The sequence below is a fragment of the Niastella caeni genome (assembly GCF_004834005.1).
Lineage (GTDB): Bacteria > Bacteroidota > Bacteroidia > Chitinophagales > Chitinophagaceae > Niastella > Niastella caeni.
In genome coordinates, this window is record NZ_STFF01000001.1 from 377,562 (window position 1) to 399,165 (window position 21,604).

General features: G+C 46.4%; 14 protein-coding genes. 5 read left to right on the forward strand and 9 right to left on the reverse strand.

Annotated features, from left to right (window positions below):
* Positions 1–5: 5 nt before the first annotated feature.
* From sufC to FAM09_RS01600, 4 genes are all read right to left on the reverse strand, one after another.
* Positions 6–764, reverse strand: coding sequence for a Fe-S cluster assembly ATPase SufC (sufC, locus tag FAM09_RS01585; RefSeq protein ID WP_136575324.1), 759 nt, complete (start codon positions 762–764; stop codon positions 6–8).
* Positions 765–883: 119 nt separating this feature from the next.
* Positions 884–2,329: a Fe-S cluster assembly protein SufB gene (gene sufB, locus FAM09_RS01590; RefSeq protein WP_136575325.1), complete on the reverse strand. Its 1,446-nt coding sequence runs from the start codon at positions 2,327–2,329 to the stop codon at positions 884–886.
* 354 nt (positions 2,330–2,683) lie between these two features.
* A complete protein-coding gene (locus tag FAM09_RS01595) occupies positions 2,684–5,338 on the reverse strand; it encodes a T9SS type A sorting domain-containing protein (protein WP_136575326.1) in 2,655 nt (884 codons plus the stop codon).
* Between the two features lie 200 nt (positions 5,339–5,538).
* Positions 5,539–6,258, reverse strand: a complete 720-nt coding sequence (locus FAM09_RS01600) for an arylesterase (protein ID WP_136575327.1) — start codon at positions 6,256–6,258, stop codon at positions 5,539–5,541.
* A gap of 294 nt (positions 6,259–6,552) precedes the next feature.
* Between FAM09_RS01600 and FAM09_RS01605 the strand changes: the two genes are divergently transcribed.
* Entirely contained in the window at positions 6,553–7,224 is a 672-nt protein-coding gene (locus tag FAM09_RS01605) for an ABC transporter ATP-binding protein (RefSeq protein WP_136575328.1), read from the forward strand.
* Positions 7,225–7,294: 70 nt separating this feature from the next.
* Positions 7,295–9,853, forward strand: coding sequence for an ABC transporter permease (locus FAM09_RS01610; protein WP_136575329.1), 2,559 nt, complete (start codon positions 7,295–7,297; stop codon positions 9,851–9,853).
* A 236-nt stretch (positions 9,854–10,089) separates the two neighbouring features.
* Here FAM09_RS01610 and FAM09_RS01615 read toward each other — a convergent pair whose 3' ends face one another.
* From FAM09_RS01615 to FAM09_RS01625, 3 genes are read right to left on the reverse strand one after another with little or no spacing between them, the layout of a single operon-like run.
* Positions 10,090–10,824: a hypothetical protein gene (locus FAM09_RS01615; RefSeq protein ID WP_136575330.1), complete on the reverse strand. Its 735-nt coding sequence runs from the start codon at positions 10,822–10,824 to the stop codon at positions 10,090–10,092.
* Positions 10,824–11,567, reverse strand: coding sequence for an LVIVD repeat-containing protein (locus tag FAM09_RS01620; RefSeq protein ID WP_136575331.1), 744 nt, complete (start codon positions 11,565–11,567; stop codon positions 10,824–10,826). The genes FAM09_RS01615 and FAM09_RS01620 overlap by 1 nt, the downstream gene beginning before the upstream one ends.
* Positions 11,568–11,578: 11 nt before the next feature.
* Positions 11,579–12,112 carry an LVIVD repeat-containing protein gene (locus tag FAM09_RS01625; protein WP_136575332.1) on the reverse strand — a complete coding sequence of 178 codons (534 nt, stop codon included), beginning with the start codon at positions 12,110–12,112 and terminating at the stop codon, positions 11,579–11,581.
* A 384-nt stretch (positions 12,113–12,496) separates the two neighbouring features.
* On the opposite strand from FAM09_RS01625, the gene FAM09_RS01630 reads away from it, so the two are divergent.
* Both FAM09_RS01630 and FAM09_RS01635 read left to right on the forward strand, forming a co-directional pair.
* Positions 12,497–17,587 (forward strand): PKD domain-containing protein, encoded by a 5,091-nt coding sequence (locus FAM09_RS01630; RefSeq protein ID WP_136575333.1) that lies wholly within the window; start codon positions 12,497–12,499, stop codon positions 17,585–17,587.
* A 56-nt stretch (positions 17,588–17,643) separates the two neighbouring features.
* Positions 17,644–18,873 carry a PorP/SprF family type IX secretion system membrane protein gene (locus tag FAM09_RS01635; protein ID WP_136575334.1) on the forward strand — a complete coding sequence of 410 codons (1,230 nt, stop codon included), beginning with the start codon at positions 17,644–17,646 and terminating at the stop codon, positions 18,871–18,873.
* 195 nt (positions 18,874–19,068) lie between these two features.
* On the opposite strand, the gene FAM09_RS01640 is transcribed toward FAM09_RS01635, so the two are convergent.
* Together FAM09_RS01640 and FAM09_RS01645 are read right to left on the reverse strand one after the other, a co-directional pair.
* Complete coding sequence (locus FAM09_RS01640; protein WP_136575335.1) at positions 19,069–19,299, reverse strand: hypothetical protein; 231 nt, start codon at positions 19,297–19,299, stop codon at positions 19,069–19,071.
* Between the two features lie 140 nt (positions 19,300–19,439).
* Complete coding sequence (locus FAM09_RS01645) at positions 19,440–20,267, reverse strand: MOSC domain-containing protein (protein ID WP_136575336.1); 828 nt, start codon at positions 20,265–20,267, stop codon at positions 19,440–19,442.
* A gap of 502 nt (positions 20,268–20,769) precedes the next feature.
* Here FAM09_RS01645 and FAM09_RS01650 point away from each other — a divergent pair.
* Positions 20,770–21,579, forward strand: coding sequence for an MBL fold metallo-hydrolase (locus FAM09_RS01650; RefSeq protein ID WP_136575337.1), 810 nt, complete (start codon positions 20,770–20,772; stop codon positions 21,577–21,579).
* Positions 21,580–21,604 lie beyond the last annotated feature (25 nt).

Consider the following 21,604-nt stretch of genomic DNA (forward strand, 5'->3'; position numbering starts at 1 on the left):
AACAATTACGCTTCTACTTTATTCTCATCCCTGATAAAGTCGTATCCTTTCTCTTCCAACTCAAACGCCAGTTCTTTAGGTCCTGATTTTACAATTCGTCCGTTATACAATACATGCACATAATCAGGTACGATATAATCGAGCAGGCGTTGATAGTGGGTAACCACCAGCACCGCGTTATCCTTGTTGCGTAATTTATTTACGCCATTGGCTACGATACGGATGGCATCGATATCCAGACCAGAGTCTGTTTCGTCGAGGATAGCCAGTTTGGGTTGCAACATGGCCATCTGAAATACTTCGTTCCTTTTCTTTTCACCGCCTGAAAAACCTTCGTTCAGTGAACGGCTCAGTAATGACTGGTCGATGTTAACCATCGCCATTTTCTCTTTCATAAGCTTCAGGAATGCTACTGCATCCAGTGCTTCTTCGCCACGGTACTTACGTACTTCATTCACCGCAGTTTTTATAAAGTTGGTGGTGCTTAAACCTGGAATTTCTACCGGGTATTGAAAAGCGAGGAACAACCCTTCGCCGGCTCTTTCTTCGGGCGACAGTTCCAGCAGGTCTTTTCCGGCAAACTCAACTGTACCTTCTGTTACTTCATAATGTTCACGGCCGGCCAATACCGACGCCAGGGTGCTTTTACCAGATCCATTCGGTCCCATGATGGCATGCACTTCACCTGGTTTAATTTCGAGGTTAATACCTTTCAAAATTTTCTTCTCGTCAATATTTGCATGCAGGTTCTTAATTGATAACATAGTTGTTGATATATTTATCTTAATCGTAAATTTTATTCGTGAATGGTCAAAGGTGAATTATGAAACGGCAAACGTGAATGGATTTCATTTTCAAATTTTCAAATTTGCACATTTTCAAATTAACCAACACTGCCTTCAAGACTAATCGCCAATAATTTCTGCGCCTCTACCGCAAACTCCATCGGCAGCTGGTTCATAACTTCTTTGGCAAAGCCGTTAATGATGAGGGCAACGGCTGTTTCGGTATCAATACCGCGCTGGTTGCAATAGAAGATCTGGTCTTCACCGATCTTTGAAGTAGTAGCTTCATGCTCTACTACGCCTGTATTGTTTTTCACTTCAATGTAAGGGAAGGTATGTGCGCCGCATTTGTCGCCCAGCAACAAAGAATCGCACTGGGAGAAGTTACGGGCATTGGCGGCGTTCTTACCAACATGCACCAGTCCACGATAACTATTGTTACTTACACCGGCCGAAATACCTTTTGATACAATGCGGCTGCGGGTATTTTTACCCAGGTGCATCATCTTGGTGCCGGTATCGGCCTGTTGATGGTTATTGGTTACCGCAACGGAGTAAAACTCCCCTACTGAATAATCGCCTTTCAGAATTACGCTGGGGTATTTCCAGGTAATGGATGAACCGGTTTCTACCTGCGTCCAGCTTATTTTTGAATGGGCTCCCTGGCAAATGCCGCGTTTGGTTACGAAGTTGTAAATACCACCCACGCCGTCTTTATCGCCGGGATACCAGTTTTGAACGGTTGAATATTTGATCTCTGCATTTTCCATGGCGATCAGCTCTACCACGGCAGCGTGTAACTGATTTTCATCGCGAATGGGCGCTGTACAACCTTCGAGGTAGCTAACGTAGCTGCCTTCATCGGCGATGAGCAGTGTACGCTCAAACTGACCGGTACCTTCCGCATTGATACGGAAGTAGGTTGATAATTCCATGGGGCAACGAACGCCTTTTGGAATGTAGCAGAAAGAACCATCGCTGAAAACGGCTGAATTCAATGCCGAGAAATAGTTATCGGTGATAGGCACTACTGATCCTATATATTTCTTTACCAGTTCAGGATGTTCCTGAATGGCTTCGCTGATGGAGCAGAAGATGATGCCCAGCTCAGCCAGTTGCTCCTTGAAAGTGGTGCCGATTGAAACGCTGTCGATCACTGCGTCGATGGCCACACCGGAAAGGCGTTTTTGCTCGTCGAGCGAAATACCCAGCCTTTCGAATGTTTTGCGTAACTCAGGATCAATTTCGTCGAGGCTGTTTACTTTCTTTTTTTGTTTGGGAGCAGAATAATATATAATGTCCTGATAATTAATTTTATCGTACTTAATATTGGCCCAGGTAGGCTCTTCCATCTTAAGCCAGTGTTTATAAGCTTTTAGCCGCCATTCCAACATCCACTCCGGTTCGTTCTTTTTGGCAGAAATAAAACGGATCGTGTCTTCATTTAATCCGGGAGGCGCTTCATCCGCTTCAATTTCAGTTACAAAACCATATTTGTAATCACTGAGAACCGTTTTCTCAATTGCACTAAGCTCATTATTCATATCAAAATCTTTTGAATTGACCTGTTTTCGATTTAGGAGTCACAAAGGTACAATAATCTATACTAAAAAGTATAAACAGTGTTATATCATTTCTTCTTATAAAGGGATAAATTATTTTTATCACGACGTTTTGACTGATTATCAACGTGTTTGAAGTAGATCAGCAGGTGGTTTTCCTGCTTCTGTGATAAATGTGTTCAGCGGGTGGTAATGGCCGGGTATCTGGTTGCGCCGCAAAGGTAGGGGAAAAGGAAGTTATCCCCAACCCTAAAGAGGAGCCTTTAAAAGCTAAAAAAGGCAGGACTGCCTTTTCCGGCTGCCCTACCCTTTGTTTTATAATATAAATAATGCCTTCTATTGCTTAATCAGGCTGATCTGTTTGTTCAGGGAACCGCCCCGTATATGAAGATAATACATGCCTTTTGCTAACTGACTCATATCTATTGTCAATGAGGTGCTACCTGCGGCCAGGTCCCAATGCTGCACTTGCACCAGTTTACCTATGTTATCGATAAGGCGGGCCTGCACCTTTGTGGCCTTATCGAGGGTGATGGTGAGGCTGGCTTCGCTATAAACCGGGTTGGGGTAACATACCACCTGGTTGCCTGTTTTACCAACCGGTAACAGCACAACCCGGCTATAGGTGCTCTTGCCATCCAGATCTTTCTGTTTAAGGCGGTAATAAAGGACAGGTGCGCTTAACAAATGAACATCCCGATCGGTAAAGGCATATTGATGCACGCCATCGCTATTGGCAGCGGGCACGGTACCTGCAGTTGTATAGTAACGGCCATCGGTACTTCTTTCTACAATAAATTCCCGGGTATTTATTTCGTTATCGGTTTTCCAGGTCAACAGGGCGTTGTTGTTGTTGATGCGGCCATTGAATTCGGTTAGGCGAAGGGGGAGAATGGTCAGCGGGCCGAGGCTCTTTACATAAACACTGCCATTCATATAGGAGACTACAGGAGAATTAACGGCATCAAAAGCAAGGGAAACGCCCACATAAAGCTTGCCGGCAATCATGCCGGGTGTTCCCACAGCCACCCAATTGGCGCCATCAAATTTTTTCACAGCAATATCAGTCCTGTCCGGATAGGAATAAGCTACATAAAGAACATCATTTCCATCCACCGCCAACACCACATTACCATTCGGGCCAACATCCACCGGTCCCATATCAATCCAGTTGCTCCCATCAAACTTTTTAACTTTAACTTCTGAATCAGAATACGCCCCATAAAGCGTACCGTTGCCATCGAATGCCAAACAAGTACGGTAGGTTGTACTGGCGAAAATACCGGGCGTGCCTACATCGACCCAGGCGCTGCCGTCATACTTTTTAACCATGGCCATATCGCCGTTCCCTGCATCGGAGTATGTTACATAAGGAGTGCCGCTGGCATCCAGCACTAAAGAAATATAATTAACGGCTCCTGCCGAAAAACCAGCCTGCCCAACATACACCCAATTACTGCCATCAAATTTTTGAACGTTGATCTTAGTCGACACCAAATCTTTATAAGCTATATACGGCGTGCCGCCCGCGTCAATTGCTATGGCAGTATTATCTATTCCGGAAGCAAAAAAACCGGGCGTTCCCACATTTACCCAATTACTGCCGTCAAATTTTTTGACTATAACGCCATCATTATTATCACCATAAAATACATACGGAATGTTATTGGGCCCCATAGCAATGGCGGGCTCACCTGCCCCATTAAGTGAAAGTGCTCCCTGGCCTACGGGCGCCCAACTGCTGCCATCGTATTTTTGTACCGTTGCATTCCATTTATTATATAGATCCGAATACACCACATAAGGCACGCCGTTGCTATTTGTTACCATCCTGGCAGCACGGACGCCGCCTGCTGAAACGCCCTGGCCGCCTAAGGTTGTCCATGTACTGCCTGTTAACTTTTTTACTATAGCTTTATTGACAACTGCAGATTGAGTGAATATAACATAAGGGATACCTGCTGCATCGAGCGCCATTCGCTGCCGGTTTTCCGCTCCTACGGAGATATCAGATGCGGCATCAATCCAGTTACTGCCATCAAATTTTTTCACCATGGTTTTACTACTGTTTCCCGCATCGCCATAAACAAGGTATGAGGTACCGCTGCCATCAATTTTTAATCCAACATTTTGTGCTGCGCCCACTGAAAAACCAGGTGTTCCTACATCGATCCAATTGGCCCCATCAAATTTTTTTACTGCTATTTTGTTTCCGTTAGCACCGTCTGTGAAAGCGACATAAGGCGTGCCGGCGGCATCCATTGCAATGGAAGTATAACTTACGCTTCCGGCCGAAAACCCTGCTGTACCTACAGGTAACCAACCGGTTGCCGTAAACCTTAATACAGAAATTGCGCCACCATTGCTGTTATCCCTGAAGGCTACGTATGGCAATCCATTGGCATCTAATACCATGGAAACAGCAGCAACACTCCCGGATGTAATTCCTGTAGAAGGTCCCCGGTCAAACCATGTGTTACCAAAACTAGCCTTCACCATTAGTTTACCACCAATGTTAAGATCAGTGTAGGCAACAAATAACGTATTGTAGACCCCTTCTGCCATAGCAATATTAACAGCTGTACTGGCCGACAAGCCTCCTGTTCCCTGTTCAACCCAGCTACCGAACACAAAAACTTTAACGGTTGCCCTGCCGATATTAGCAGCATCCTGGTATACAACTGTCGGAAGGCCGTCAGCACTGATCAAAATTGAAAAATCAGCATTCGAGAATAAAGAAATGCCCGGGTTGCCCACTTCTTCCCAGGTACTGCCGTTAAACTTTCTCACATGCCCGGTACCGGTATATTCGTCCCTATAGGTTACATAAGGATGTCCACTGGCGTCAATGGCAATTGATGTACTGGTACATTGGTTCAAAGAAGGCTCATTAAAATCATCGGGCCCCAATGGCTGCCAGGTTTGGCTTTTGGCTGAAGAAAATAAAAGAACAGAAGTTACAAGAACTAAAAAAGAATAAAGAACGCGCATACAAGTTTTGGTTGGGTTTTTGAGCTCCTGATTTAATTTTCAAGGATTACGGGCGCGAAATTACCTCCAAAACATATATTATCTATTTTAAATAAATAGACGTGCAGTTTAAGCAATAGACGTGTTATTTCAGGCAATAAGTGTGTACGGGACAAATACAGAAGTACCGAAACCTGGAACTGAAAACTGAAAATTGAAAACTATGAACTAAGAACTAACTCCCTCAACACCTGCCACACATTCTCCGCAACGATCTTATGTCCTTCGGGATTGGGATGAATGCCATCGGGCAGGTTCAGGGATGAAACACCGCCCACCCGTTCGAGCAGGAAGGGAATGAGCACCAGGTTGTTCCTGGCCGCCAGTTGCTGAAACGTTACGCGGAATGCCGTAGCATAGGTACGGCCCATATTCGGCGGCACCTGCATACCAGCAAGGATGATCCTGGCGTCAGGATATTTTTCTCTTACGCGGTCAATAATAGCCTGCAGGTTACGGGAGGTTTCTGCAATGGGAATGCCACGCAGTCCGTCATTACCGCCCAACTCCAGAATAAATATGTTTACGGGTTGACGCAGAATCCAGTCGATCCGGCTTTTGCCACCGGCTGTTGTTTCACCGCTTAACCCGGCATTGACCACTTTATATGGTAATTGCAACGAATCTATTTTTTCCTGCACCAGGGCGGGAAACGCTTCCGACGGATCTACGCCGTATCCGGCCGTTAGACTGTTGCCATAAAACACAATTGTTTTTGCTTTTTCCTTTTCCGGCGTTGACGGCACCTGTTCCCGCTTTTGCTTCGCTGCCTCATTTGTTTTATCTGAATTGCTCCCGCAACCGGTCAGCAATCCTATCAACAGCACACTGACCACCATAAATTTTCCACCCATATAAAAATTACTGCTAAACTGTTTCATCGGCGCCTCCGTTTAAAAATTTCCTCGTATATTTTAATTACCGACCAGACCTGTGTGGTGTTCGCTTTCCTCTTCAAAATAACATTAATTTAAGCAACTTTATTACCACATAACTGTAATTAAAAGTTTAATTTATTAGCTGGTAGTAAGTGGCGAGTCGCGAGTAGGTATTCCATCCTGCCCCCTGATAAAACGCTAATTATTCAGAACAGCAGGCAAGCAGAAAATAGGGAGTTACGAATAGAACTCCCACTAGCTACTTGCTACTAGCCACCAGCTTTAAAATATGATTAAATGCTCAACGTAAAAAATGTAAGTAAAACCTACCAGGGCGCCGGGCAAACCCTGACGGTGCTCAATGATGTGAATTTTACGGTAGAAGCGGGTTCTACCGTTTCTATTGTGGGGCCTTCGGGAAGCGGCAAAACCACGCTGTTGGGTTTATGCGCCGGGCTCGACCGCGCCAGCCTGGGTTCGGTTGAACTGAATAACATCCGGCTCGACCAACTGAGCGAAGATGAGCGGGCACAGGTACGCAACCGGTATGTGGGTTTTATATTTCAGAACTTTCAGTTGTTGCCCACCCTTACCGCACTGGAAAATGTGATGGTGCCGCTGGAATTGCGCGGCGAAAAGAATGTGCGGGCTAGAAGCATCAGCCTGCTCGATAAAGTGGGATTGCATAACCGCTTGCATCACTACCCTGCCCAGTTATCGGGCGGTGAACAGCAACGGGTATCGCTGGCCCGGGCTTTTGCCAATAATCCCCGCATTTTATTTGCCGATGAACCAACCGGCAACCTCGATGTTGAAACCAGCGATAAAGTGATCAAATTATTATTCGACCTGAACCAGGAAGCCGGTACTACTTTAATTATTGTAACGCATAACCTGGAACTGGCTTCGCAAACGAAAAGAATTATAAGGATAAAAGGCGGGCATATAGTTGCTGACGAAAATAATTAATGGTTTGATTGCCTGATCGCTGATACTAACCATCAAACAATTAAGCCATCTGAACAGAAAGCATGCAGGAATGGATATAGCAAGATTTAAATATAAAAGAAAACTTCGCTTTGGCTGGTTATTGAAGATGGCCTGGCGCGATAGCCGCCGTAACCGGTCGCGCTTGTTCTTATTTATCTCATCTATTGTGTTGGGCATTGCGGCACTGGTAGCCATTTTTTCGCTGGGCGATAATGTGCGTAGTGATATTGAATCGCAGGCAAAAACACTGGTGGGCGCCGACCTGGTTATTGAAAGCAATAAAAGAGTAAGCTCCCGCATTAAACCCCTGCTCGACTCGCTCGGCGATCAGCGCTCCGTAGAACGCACCTTCGCCTCCATGATCTATTTTACCAAAAACGACGGCACCCGGTTAGTGCAGGTACGGGCGCTCGATGGCGATTACCCCTATTACGGCAATATAGAAACTACGCCGGCCCGGGCAGCCAGGTCTTTTCGCAAAGCCCGGCAGGCGTTGGTAGATAAAACCTTAATGCTGCAGTACAATGCACAGGTAGGCGATTCCATTCAAATTGGCGATGTAACGTTTGCCATTGCCGGGGTAATCACTAAAGCACCGGGCAGAACCGGAATTTCCACTACGGTGGCGCCGCCGGTTTATATTCCGCTCCACTACCTCGACTCAACCGGTCTTATTCAAAAAGGGAGCCGCATTGCTACAACCTATTACTATAAATACAACCAGCCCGCTGTTATTGAAAGCATTATTTCGGATATAGAGCCCCGTTTAGAAAAAGAGGGACTTGATTATGATACCGTAGAAGAAAGAAAAAGAAATACCGGGCGGGCTTTTGAAGACTTCAACCAGTTCTTAACCCTCATCAGCTTTATTGCCCTGCTGTTGGGTTGCATTGGCGTGGCCAGTGCCATTCATATTTACATGCGCGAGAAGATCGCGTCTATAGCCATTCTGCGTTGTCTGGGCGTGAACTCGTCGCAGGCGTTCTTAATTTATTTAATACAGATCGTTACTATTGGTTTGATCGGCTCCATACTCGGCGCTGTACTGGGCATTGTGATTCAACAACAATTACCGGCGGTATTTAAAGACTTTTTACCGGTACAGGTAACTACCACTATTTCCTGGAAGGCTATTACACAAGGTATTATTTCAGGCGTTGTAATATCCTTACTATTTGCCTTGCTGCCGCTGGTGAACGTGAGAAATATTTCGCCGCTGTACACTCTTCGCCTGGCAGTAGAACAGATCAGGTTCCGCGATCCGCTTAAATGGCTCGTGTACGCCGCCATCTTATTCTTTGTAGCCGGTTTTACCTGGTGGCAGATCCATAACTGGCGACAGGCCATCATTTTTACACTCAGTATACTCGGCGCATTCCTGGTATTGTCGCTGGTTGCCCTGCTATTGCGCTGGCTGGTACGCCGCTTCTTCCCAAATTCATGGAATTACCTGTGGCGGCAGGGGTTTGCCAACCTGTACCGGCCCAATAATCAAACCCTTATTTTAATTGTGACCATTGGGTTGGGCGCTGCCTTTATCGGTACGTTGTATTTTATCCAGGACATCCTCATCAGCCGGGTAACGTTATCGGGTAGCGGCAATCAACCCAACATGGTGCTATTCGATATTCAGAACAGCCAGAAAGACAGCGTTGCCGTGCTGACCAAACAATATAAGCTGCCCGTAATGCAACAGGTGCCCATTGTTACCATGCGGGTAGAAGAGATCAATCACCAAACATCGGCGCAAGTAAAATCAGATACCAGTACGGGCTATCGTACCGAAGCCTATGAATGGGAATTCCGCGTTACCTACCGCGACACGCTAACCAGTTCTGAAAAATTAACCGCCGGTAAATTGTACGGCCCGGTAAGATCATCAGATGATGTGATCTACATTTCCATGGAGGACAGGTATGCCAAACGCATTCATGTTAATATCGGCGATCATATCATTTTTAACGTGCAGGGCACCCTGATCCCCACCGTGGTGGGCAGTCTCAGACAGGTTGACTGGCAACGGGTGCAAACCAATTTCAGGGTGGTGTTCCCAACCGGGGTATTGGAAGAAGCGCCGCAATTCCATGTATTGGTCACCCGCGTACCATCGCCTGAAGTATCGGCCCGTTTTCAGCAGGCCATTGTTCGAAAATACCCGAACGTATCGGTCATTGACCTCAACTTAATTCTTACGGTGCTGGATGAAGTGTTGGATAAGATCGGCTTCGTGATCCGGTTTATGGCCGGGTTCAGTATTATCACCGGTTTAATAGTATTGATCGCTTCGGTGCTCATCAGCAAATTCCAGCGCATACAGGAAAGTATTCTGTTGCGTACGCTGGGCGCCAGCCGAAAACAAATACTCTTTATTACGGCGTTTGAATATTTCTTCCTGGGCGCACTGGCAGCAGCCACCGGCATCCTGTTATCCATGGGAGCCAGTTGGGCATTGGCCAAATACAGCTTCAATGCGCCATTTACGCCACATTGGTTGCCCATTCTGATCTTATTCGCGGCCATTTCGTTATTAACGGTGATCATTGGTTTATTTAACAGCCGGAGCGTATTGAATAAACCACCTTTGGAGGTGTTGCGAAAAGAGGTTTAACTAACAAGGTTTCAGTTATTGTTTGCAGTTTGTGGTTTGTTGTTTGTGGTTTGTTGTTTGTGGTTTGTTGTTTGTTGTTTGTGCTTTGTTGTTTGTTGTTTGCGGTTTGCGGTTTGCGGTTTGCGGTTCCTTAATTCCCGGGCTCACGCAATCGCTCAAAATTCATTTTGTCTTAGGCGTTTTGCGTTCAGCATTTAGCGTTCTGCGTTCAGCCTTCAGCGTTTTGCGTTCTGCATTCAGCGTAATCGCCACACCAATCTTATACCTCCCGGTAAAGCGGGCAGAACACTTTTTCCGTCAGAGGTGTTATCAGATGAATTAGTTGTTCCTCTGTTTGCACCGAACGTAAAGGGCGGATCGTAGCGGCTGTTAGGTTCATTATACAGGTATTCATTTTTAAAATGAACCCCTACTCCCAGGTATAATTCAATAAAGAACCGGTCACTGCGGAACAGTTTTTCTTTTACCCCAGCCATCATGTTTACCCCCATCACCTGTTTCCGGTACCGGAAAGTTTTAAACTCCTCATAAGAAGCTACGCCATTCACCACATCTTTTTCAAGCCAGTCCCTCACGCGGTACGTCACCTGTTTATAATGAAACTGCAGGTCAACAAATACATCTTTGTATTTGCCGGGATAGATCCGCACGCCGGGACGCAGCAAAACGCCGGTAGCCTGCCGGTTCCTTGGAAAATAGGCCGAATACAAAATGGCGCCTGCATCCATTGTTGCAGCCCAGATCTCGTTGAACCGGTACTCAGCACCAAACGTTATATTCCCATCCATAAAATCAATTAAACCCAAAGGATTATGCCGCAGATACAGTGTACCGGTATCCCGTTGCATAACCGGCACTTTTTTATATAGTTCCCTATATCGGGCATTTTTATACCGGGCATTTTTAAATTGGCCAATGCCATTCACTGCTACCAGCAGCAAAAGCAGGCAATACAAACTGCAACGAAGCATTATTTAATTTTTGTAATGAGGGTAGGATTCATACAATTGGTGATATCATACAAGGTCAGTCCATCCTGCACCTGGCAGATAAGCGTATTGTTGTAAGGAATAACATCCAGGTACCAGCCATCGGTAAACTTCTTACTTAACTGTGGCGTGAAAGCGTTTTTGATATTAAAGACAAACAATCCATTCCGGTCGCATACATACAGTGCCGTATCCGCATATCCCAATCCGTATGGTTCACTTACGGGGTAGGTTGCTTTCTGAACAGGGTTGGTTATGTTCTTAATATCATAGGCCGCCAGAATACTTTGTGTGCCACCGCAGGTACTATTGGTTCTCAGCGTAGCATAGGCTACTGTATCTTTAGCCACCACCGGATCGCAACGACGTAACACCTCGGGCGAAATAGCCGTACTTAATTTTTGAGGATGTTCAGGATCGTCAACGGAAAATATATGCACAACGCTTGTTGAACCGATGAACAGCTTGTCTTTAAACGGATAAATGGTCTCAATTTCAAAACCAACGGGGACCGTATTTTTCAATACAGGATTTGCCAGATCTGAAATATTGAACACTTTCAGGTTCGATTTATCAACGGTATACAGATAGTTGCCCTGAATGGCAAACCGGGCTGTTGATCCCCCGCTGCCAGTGGTGTTGGCGCCCGATGATGATGATTTAGCACATTGAACAGCTGCTACCAGCACTACTGATAACAGTATATAAAATAATAGTTTGTTCATACTGGTAATTTTTAGCGTCTGCAGGCAGGTGATTTAACAGTTTGTAATTCCCAGGCCACTACGATGCCTTTTGAAGGGTCGGGACAAACAAAATACCCAGGTTCCGTAGGATATTCCTGGTTCACATATGGAAAGGCATTTTCCATTCTTTTTACTACTGTTGGGTTGTTTATATTGCCGATATCGATCACCACCAGGTCGTTTACATTATTGGCGTAGAGATAGCGCCCTTTCACCGCGAACTCAGTATTGTAGGGGATATTTAAAAAAGCGATCTTTTGAGGATGTGCCCGGTCGGTATTATCTATAATGTGAATGCCTTTATTGAGGTCGTTCTGAAAAATGTAATTTCCGTAAGCATAAATTTTTCCGGATCTATCGGTTGAGCGGACACTGCTGATGGAGATGTTATTCTTTTCTGTAGCAGCCATATACACCGGTACATAAGCCTTACCGTTCTCAGTTAAACCTCTATCATCAGGATCACAACCATACAGGCAAAAACAAAGCCCTATGCCTGAAGCAGTTAGTAATGGTAGTTTCATGAGTTTAATTTGAAGGAAGGTAGACACCGGCTTTTTAATGGCCGTTGCAGGTTTCTGTTCCTTTACTTTCTGTTTAAGAATTCCTTAACGTTTATAAGTTTCCCAACGTAAGAAGTAAGAAGCTGGAAGCCCCTGAATTTCGTAACTCTTACTTCCGACTTCCTACCTCCTACTTCTTACTGTCTACTTCTCCCTTATCCAACCTGTCAACTTATTAACTTATCAACTCATCAACATACCTCTTACTTCTTTTCCTTATCTTAGCGCCCGTCTTTGCTAACTACCTCTCCTACAAACAAAAGAAAACCTTCCCTCCAATACTATATCCTTTTGTGAAGAAGCCGCAGAACCTTTCCTGATCCTATCAACCCCTAACCCGTATGTATGCGCCAGACCAGCAAGCCGTCTGTCTTTTTTTTATTGTTGCTACCATTACTCTATGCTTTGCCGGCATTTACCCAGGTGGTACCTGGCATCAGGGCCAATGGACAAGTGGTAAACCATGGAGATACCGTACGAATATGTGAAGGCAATAACCTCATTTACCAAAGTTCGGCTCAGGGTTCAATGAACATCTCCTGGCAGTTTACCGGTGGCAGCATAACAACTGCAACAGGGCTGGGCCCATTCATCGTGAATTATCCAACAGCGGGTTTCTATACTACCAATCAACTGATAACCGGCGGCAATATGGCCGATTCCATGTTTATTGTAGTACATGTTTCAAACAGCAGACCCACAGCCGGGTTTAATTTCACCCCCAATAACGTTTGTGGAAATATCAATATTCAGTTCACCAATAATTCCAGCGGTGCGGGCTTATCCTACTACTGGAATTTTGGCGATGGCAGTACCAGCACATTGGCCAACCCTACCCATCAATTCTTACAGGCCATTGGCATGCCGGGTACTATTACCTATCCCGTAAAGCTGGTTGTAACCAACCTCTTTGGTTGTAAAGATTCAATAACCCAAACAGTTACGGTTAATAAAGTTCCTGATGCGGAAGTGGGCAATGCCGATCTGTCAATTACATATGGTACGTTCAATGGCATCCCCACCTTTAAGCGCTGCTCCAATATACCTTCCTATATTTTCAGTTTCATAAACCAGTCTACTACTACAGCTATCAATTCCAGCTACACCATCTCCTGGGGCGATGGTACGCCCGATACCACCTTCACTACCTGGTCAACAGGTTCCATCATAAAACACCTGTTTCCGTTAGGCAGCAGCACCATGACGGTGAGCGTAACCGGCGCCGACGGTTGCGTAGGAATAAAAAAATATATTGTGTTCCTGGGTTCTACCCCGGCAGGCGGATTAGCGAGCCTTGGTAACACAGATGTTTGCGCATCCGACTCCCTGCGGTTTGCCATCAATAATATTTCAGCCAATCCGCCAGGTACGTTATACACTTTCCTTATTAATGATGGTTCGGCAGCGCAGGTGTTTCAGCATCCGCCGCCCTCTATAGCCGCGCATTTCTTTTCGCAAGGCTCCTGCTCTTTTGCTAGCAGCAGCGGTAATAATATTTTCAACAACGCCTTTGGCGCTTATCTCACTATCGAAAACCCCTGCGGTACAACCAGTCCATCGGTAGTGCCTATTTATGTTTCGGGTAAACCACGCGCCAGCATACATGTGTCTCCTTCCGAAACCGTATGCACCAACACAAACGTAGCCATCATCAGCACCTCGGCATACGGTTCAGTGATCACGCCCACCGGCGGCACCGGTTCTACCTGTACCAATTCGGGTAAACAGGTTTGGACCATTTCACCGGCTACTGGTTATACGATCACGTCGGGCATCACCGGTTCATTAAACGGAAGTTCATCGAATGGTTTGTTATGGACCAATGGTTCCAATTTCCTGAATGTAAATTTCAATACAACCGGCACCTACACGGTGAAGCTGTATGTTTTTAATGACAAGTGTGGTTTGGATAGTACAGTAAAAGTGATCTGCGTTCGCAATGCGCCCGATGCCCAATTCACTATGAGCAGCAAAAGCAGCTGCGGCGCCGGCAGCGCAGTATTCACCAATGCCTCCCCTAGTAATGGATGCCAGGGCGATAAATACACCTGGAAAGTAACGTACAGCGATCCGCTGGGATGCAGTACCGGTCAACCCCCCGCCTGGCAGTTTATAAACGGTTCAACCCTGAACACTCCTTCACCAGAAATACAGTTCAATGTACCCGGACGGTATGTTATTCAACTTACGGTAACCGCCATAGATGCCGGGCTCGCCTGTCCGGAATCGTTTAAAGAAGACACCTTTTATGTGAAGGGATTGCCCAAGGCGGCCATCAACCCCATCAATGCAGTATGCATCAGCAATGGCCTTACGCCATCGGCAACCGCAAGCACCTGCTACTCCCCTGGTCCCGTGGGTTATCAATGGACATTCACCAACGGAACGCCGGCTTCTTCCAATTTACTTAACCCAGGAACAATTCAATATGCCAGCATAGGAACACACGCGGTTCAATTGAAAGTGATTGACAGCAGTTGCAATACAAGTGCGATCGTGAATACAACCGTTACCATTACCGACAAGCCTGTGGCCAATGCGGGCAATGATACCGCAATTTGCGGCCGCACAACCATTGCCATCGGTTCGCCTGGTGTAAATGGCGTAACGTATCAATGGTCACCCGCCACGGGGCTCAGCAATGCCGCCAGCGCCAACCCGTTGTTAACCCTCGATTATACCGGGGCTGCCGCCGATACCACGTATGGTTTTAAATTAACGGCCTCAATTGGCGCCAATTGCGCCAGTGAAGATTCTATTTATATCACAATAAAACGCCGGCCGGTAGTAACCATAACTACCACCGCCGCTACTATATGTATTGGCAATAGCACCAGGCTGGAAGCTGGTGGCGCCACGGTATACACCTGGTGGCCAACAGCTTCCCTGAGTAGTATTGCGACAGATACAATGCTGGCAACGCCAACTGCAACAACCAGGTATTACGTTGCCGGTTCTTTGGCCAACGGATGCGCTGATACAGCCAATGTGCCAATCATTGTTAACCCCGACGCCAAAGCGCAGTTCACCGCAACCGGCACCACCAAATGTGCACCGGTAAATCTGGATTCCGTTATAAAAACAATTCCATTCCCGCAAGGCAATAGCCTGTATACCTGGTATGCCAATGGAGCACAAATTGGCTCCAATACGACCGGCGCCTTTCCCAGTTACCCTATTTCCGGTCAGGCACAAACCGTGGTGATAAAACTGGTTACCGCCAGCACTTACGGTTGTAAAGCCGACAGTATGAACATGACCTTCCATACCGTTCCGGGTGTTACGGCTGGTTTTACAAAAAACCAGGCAAAAGGCTGCGGCCCCCTGACGGTAACGTTTACCAATACCTCCAGCCAGTTGAATGGCATACAATTCTTCTGGAGCTTTGGGAACGGCACTACCAGTAACGTTACTTCGCCATCTCCTGTTACTTTTAATAACAATCCTGCATTTCGCGATACCACTTATTATATTACCCTGAAGGCTTTTAACGGTTGCGATACCTCGTACCATCGCGACAGTGTATTGGTATATGCCGATGCCAAGGCCCGGTTTACGGTAGATACCACAAAAGGTTGTTCGCCTTTTGATGTAACCATCACCAATAAATCGGCCGGTAACAATTTCGCCTACTATTGGGATTTCGGCGATGGGTTTAAAGATACCACTACCAGCAACAACACCTTCGTACATATTTATCGCACCGGGGTGATCTCTACATTCGATCTTCGTTTGATCGCCGAGAACCAATGCCGGCGCGACACACAAACCATCAGCCTGCTGGTATTGCCCAATAACATTGATGCACAGGTGTCGGTGAATGGCAATCAACTGGAAGGTTGCGCCCCGCATACCACTATTTTTAATAACAGCAGTACCGGAGCATCGCAGCTTACCTGGAATTTTGGCGATGGATCACCATTGGCCAAAACCCCGAACGTACAAAATACCGTGAGCCATACTTACACCAATGGCGGAATATATACGGTAACCATTAAACTGGAGAACGAGTGTACCGATACGGTGATCTACCGCCAGGTCACCGTTCACAACAAACCCATTGCCGGGTTCAATCTTAAAAACGACATCATTTGCGCCGGCAACAATGTGTTTACCACCAGCACCGCACAAAATGCTACCGGTTATGACTGGCTGTGGGGCGACGGACAAACCTCCCCGTCATCAACTAATACACACACCTACGCGGCAGCGAGCACTTACACCATTCGCCAGGTAGCCAAAAAATTGAACAATTCAGGCATGGTGTGTACCGATACCGCTTCGCGTGTATTGGTGGTAAACAATAAGATCCCGCCGCAAATAAGCATCCGACCCGGCAAAGCATGCATTCCCTATACCATGCAAACGACCGCTACCGGTGCCGCCAATGCGAAACGCATTGAATGGACCTTTTACGACAGCGCCCAAACGCCCAATACGTTCAAAGGCACCGGCACTTCCGCCGCTCATATTTATAATAAACCAGGCACGTATTGGGTAAAGCTGGTAGTGCATACCACAGATGAATGTGCAGACAGCACTACGTATTCTTTTGAGGTGCATAATACACCCGTAGTGCAATACACGCCCGCCAATAACAGCACCTGCAATCACGATACCACCATTTCGTTCAAAGCCAATATCAGGTATACCGGCACAGATGAGGTGCACCTGAAATGGTTTATCAACAACGACCTGGAGGGGATGGACAGTCCGTTCAATTACCGTTTCCTTGCACCGGTGCAAAGCACTACGCCTGCCGTATTTACCATTCGGGTACTGGCCGAAAATGAAGCAGGGTGCGGTGATACAACTGCCGGCGGCACATTGGTAATTCAGCCGTTGCCGAACCCGGCCATTGCGCTATCACCATCGAGCATATTGCAGCAACCCGATTACACCTTTACGTTTTGGGACGAGATGCCCACCAACCCCAATAAGATTTATACATGGGATATGGGTGACCGTACCCGCCAGCAACGTTCGGGGCAAAAGATCACCTATCAATATGCCGATACCGGCTTGTACAAGGTGCAGGTATTGGTACAGGATTATGGAACCGGTTGCAGTGGGTACGATACCGTGCAGGTACGCATCCTGTATATACCCGGCTATTTGTATGTGCCCAGCGCTATTTGTCCGGGTTGCAGCAACCACTCCTTACGGCAGTTCCTGCCCATGGGTAAAGGCTTGTCGCACTACCGGCTGCGCATTTTCAATTCGTGGGGGCAAAAAGTTTTTGAAACGTCCCGGCTCGATAACAATGGATCGCCGAGTGAACCCTGGGATGGCCGGTACAACGGACAACCTTTGCAACAGGACAGCTATGGCTGGCAGATAGAAGCGCGGTATATAAACGGTACCGAATGGAAGGGAATGCAATATCCCGGCAGCGATAAACCGGTAAAGGCAGGGTTTATTACGATTGTGAAATAATGAATATCGAATGTTGAATATTGAATGTTGAAGTGAAAGGAAATGAGAAATGAAGAATGAAAAATGAGAAACAGAGGAATGAGGAAGTAAGTTGGAAAGTTGACAAGTTGAAATGCACAGGCAAATTGAAAAAGAATGAGGCCAGGAAGAATATTATGAGCCAGGAAAGCAAAGAACCAGAAACCACAAACCAGAAACTGAAATTTAGAACTCAAATGTTCAAATATCTACTAACAGCCATCATAACCATATTGGTAATTCGCCCGTTACAGGCGCAAGACCCGGTATTCTCTCAACCGTTTCTGTCACCCATTTACCTCAACCCGGCGGCTACGGGAGCAGGCGATTACGATCTTCGGTTCAGCGCCATCTATCGCCGGCAATGGTGGAGCATTCCTTCGCAGATCTCTTACAGCGCCATATCGGTTGATAAATTCATGCCCTCCCTGCACGGTGGCTTCGGCCTGTTGGGCACGCATTCCACAGAAGGCTACCTGAAAAAGACCGGTATCTATGGTTCCTACGCCTATACTATTTGTTCGGGCACATTATCAGCCGCTGAAAACGGCGATGTTCCCCGCTGGTTTGCCAGCGGTGGTTTACAGTTTGGATTTGTACAACGCCGCATCGATTACAGCAAGCTGGTGTTTGCCGACCAATTAGATGTGGATGGCGTAATCCCCGGCAGCGTTTCATCTGCCGATCGTGCAGTGAACAGTGGCAAATGGTATCCTGATTTTTCAGCCGGCCTGTTCTTCAATTATAACTTCAACGACAATAACCGGTTATTACTGGGCGGTAGCGCGCATCATATTAACCGGCCCGATGAATCGCTTACCAATACAGCCGATTCCTTTCGCAGCCAGTTGCCCGTTCGCTGGACGGGGAATGCCATGTATACTTATACCAATCCCGAACAAACCTGGTCGTATAGCATAGCGGGCATTGTGTATACGCAGGCCTCGCACAATTCATTTCAGGTGGGAACCGAAGTAACCCAAAACCAATACGACATCAGCCTGGGGGTATGGTACCGCGGCGGCATTAACTTCCGCAATTACGATGCGTTTACGGTTACGCTTTCTATAAACCTGGCAGGCAGGGGCGATGGTTATAAGGTGCGGGCCGGTGTAGGCCACGACGCGCCAACAGGCCAGAACCGGTACTCCTATACCACCGGCAGCACTGAATTGGGGGTTGTTTGGGACCAAAGTACGTACGACCAGGAATCGGGCAATGCCTGCAAACCGCGGATCAATAGTAAGAGCGCCTGCCCTATTCCATAAGGCTGGGCAAGTAGTGATGTTCCTGTTTCTCATTTTTAATTCTTCGTTTCCCGTTGTCTTCCCACCCGGCGACCCCTTTTTCTGACTCGTGAAACGTCAAACGTGAATGCTTTTAGCTTTCGGCTGTACTCGCGTGCAGCGCGAAGCCAGTATTTGTATTTGCTTAGCTTTCAGCTTATGGCTTTGAGCTGTATTCTACAACGGATCGTGGTCCTTGCACTTAAACTTATAGTCGTTAAAAAGCGGAAGCGGTTCTTTTACAAAAAGTTTGTTGGGAGTTTTCGCCTGGGGAGCAGTCTTCTTTTTATCGCTTTCGGCATGGGTGGTTTCTTTAATCACTTCTTCGTTCTTATAAACCAATCGAAGCGATGGCGATTCATTGATGGCGGATAATTGACTTACTTTTTTAGTACTGTTATTTTTCATGAGCAGTGCATTTAGTGAGTTTATCAGGGCCTTACATAGTAAAAAAAACAGGCCACCCTCTTTTTATCGGGTTCTCACTAAAATGCACTCAGTCTGTTGACGTTTTTCCTCAAATAATAAAAACTATTTGTGGGCAACCGTTAGTCGGGTATTATTTCCACCAGCTTTTGTTCGTGAATAGTTATTGGATCGCCCAGGGTGATCAGGCCATTTCCCTGGTGAAGTACATTCTGGCCAAAAAAGATCTTATTGTTTTTGAGGCGGTATGTGCTAAGCGTTTTAAGCGGCTCTCTTGCTTTTTCGGCAGTTTGTTGATCGATGGTGGTCATTACGCAACGGGCACAAGGTTTCACCCCCAAAAAAGTAATGCCGTTGATCTCAAAATGTTTCATGGAATCTTCCAGGAAAGGCGTTCCGCCGGTAAATACAATATTGGGGCGAAACCGGTTCATGGGCAATGAGGTCGCTAACCGGCTGTTCAGATCATCGAGCGACGCTTGCCCGATCAGGAGCAAGGGATACCCATCAGTAAAGCTGGTCACCTCCTTATTATGTGCATACCGACCATCAACATAACGACGGGTACTGTTGGGCATGTAAACCAGTTTGCACAACCTGCCTAATTGCTGGCTGAACCAGGCATCGGCTTCATCGCTCACCCTCTGAGCGCGGCAATGGTTGCTCCATACGGTAACCATAAAGGTGTCGGTAGTTGCAGGTAGAAAAGGCACCAGCAGTTCAGCGCCTGGCGCTTTACTATTTCTGATCAACAACCCCTGTTCGGTAACCTGCACTTTTAGTAAAGCCATGGCATTCACTTCGCGCTGCGACATAAACTGGTTATGCTCGTCTACCAGCATCCATCTTCTATCGTGCTCAAAACCACGTTCGGTAAGGGTAACGCTGTTCAGTGCAATGCCGCCCAATGATTTAATGGGATAGATATATAATTCACTAACTGAAAGCATACGCTAAGGTAAAGTGGTGAATTGTATTTTAAACGTCCTGCAAATAAAAAAGCCATTCCGGTTTATCGGAATGGCCCTCCCGGCATTTTTTGTCGGGACAGATATTTTGATGGAACATACCCCGGCTAGGCGATACCAACCGAAAGTGCCCATGAATATTCTGTAGATTTCATGAATACCTCCTTTTCTTTGGTGAACAGTAAATATACGCAAAAAACGACAAGCCATAAAAAGGCCAAAAAACATTTACATCTACATACATGTTTTTGCCGCTGATCTTTACGTAGTTGGCCTTAATTCCCAGAGAAAAAATTTCTGGTATTAACTTTGCATTATCAGAAACCCTGATATCATGATAATATCGGAATAAGCGTAATGCACATACTTACGGGCAGGGAATAATTTAATAATATCATGCTATCATTATTACGCAACACCGGCAGCGCACCTGTTGGTTAAAGGTCTGAATTTCTATTGCAGTAATTTTACGCAAACTCTTATTATGATTATTTCGCCTTCGGCAAAGAACATTTGCAACACTTGTGGTGTGCGATATGGTACCTCTATTATTCCTTCTATTTGTGATATCTGTGCCGACGACCGGCAATACCTGGGTTTTACCGGACAAATATGGACAAGCTACAATGAACTGGCCGCCAAAAGCAGTATTCGATTTTCCCGCTTACAGTCTACCATATACGATTTAAGAATAACACCGGCCTTTGCCATTGCACAAAAGGCGCACCTGGTTTTATCTTCTGCCGGCAATGTGCTGTGGGATTGTTTACCTTTTATCGACGATCAAACCATTGCCTTTATCAGGTCGTTGGGCGGCATCAGCGCCATTGCAATTTCACACCCGCATTATTACAGTTTAATGCAGGACTGGGCTACAGCGTTTGACTGTCCGATTTATTTACACGCCAGCGATAAGGAGTGGATCAAAGATCCGGGGGGATATATTGAGCTGTGGACGGGCAGCGAAAAAAAGCTTTGGGATAATATAAGTATTGTACATGTGGGCGGGCATTTTCCCGGAAGCACCATACTTCATTTGCCCGATCATGGAAGAGCAGGTTGTTTGCTCACCGGCGACAGTATTTATGTTGCCCCCAGCCGCAAGCATATGGCCTTCATGTATAGTTATCCGAACCTTATTCCTTTACCTAAAAAAGATCTTGAATTTATATATGAACGCGTACGACCGCTTCAATTCGATGCTATGTATGGCGCATTCGAATGGATGAATATGGCTGAAGGCGCCCGCGCCGTTTTCGAAAAATCGATCAGCCGTTACCTTTCTATATATTAACTGCTAAAAGTTTTACTGATTGATG